The sequence below is a fragment of the Pseudoalteromonas phenolica genome (assembly GCF_005886345.1).
Classification (GTDB): Bacteria; Pseudomonadota; Gammaproteobacteria; order Enterobacterales; family Alteromonadaceae; genus Pseudoalteromonas; species Pseudoalteromonas phenolica_A.
In genome coordinates, this window is record NZ_PNEC01000078.1 from 1 (window position 1) to 498 (window position 498).

Sequence of the window (498 nt, forward strand, 5' to 3'; positions counted from 1 at the left end):
GACGAACTTAAAACTTAATTACGCCACTGTACCTATAAGCTTATTTGAAGAAAAGACTTGAAGCAAGAACCGTTTTAAAGACAGCGATTTAAAGTGACGCATAACGCCTTAATAAACGGCGAAAAATAGCAGGCTAAACTAAGCGAAGAATGAGCGCAAGCCTGCTGTTTTGCGTCCACGGTTTAATTAACTTGTTATACGCACATTAGCTAAAGAGCTTTTTTAGCTTGCCTAGAATTGATTGCTTTTGAGACTGAGTAAATAGTTTTAAGTTTGCGTATTCTGGCACCAGTGCTTTTGAACCATGTGATTCAAAATTGACCCTGATTGTATATTCACCCGATTTATAACTATAAATCTCTTCAATCTCGCCACATCCAAAGCGATCGTGACTTACCTTTAAACCAGCTCTAGCAATGCCGATACCTTCAACTTCTAGTTGCTCAATAATTTCGTAATCGCTCTTTGTCACTCAACTTCCTAGTGCGTATAACGCCG

1 protein-coding gene is annotated in these 498 nt (G+C 38.8%); it reads right to left on the reverse strand.

Annotation, left to right across the window (positions count from 1 at the left end; translation table 11 throughout):
• Positions 1-205 precede the first annotated feature (205 nt).
• Entirely contained in the window at positions 206-472 is a 267-nt protein-coding gene (locus CWB72_RS19820; protein ID WP_138635044.1) for a hypothetical protein, read from the reverse strand.
• Between the last annotated feature and the right edge of the window lie 26 nt (positions 473-498).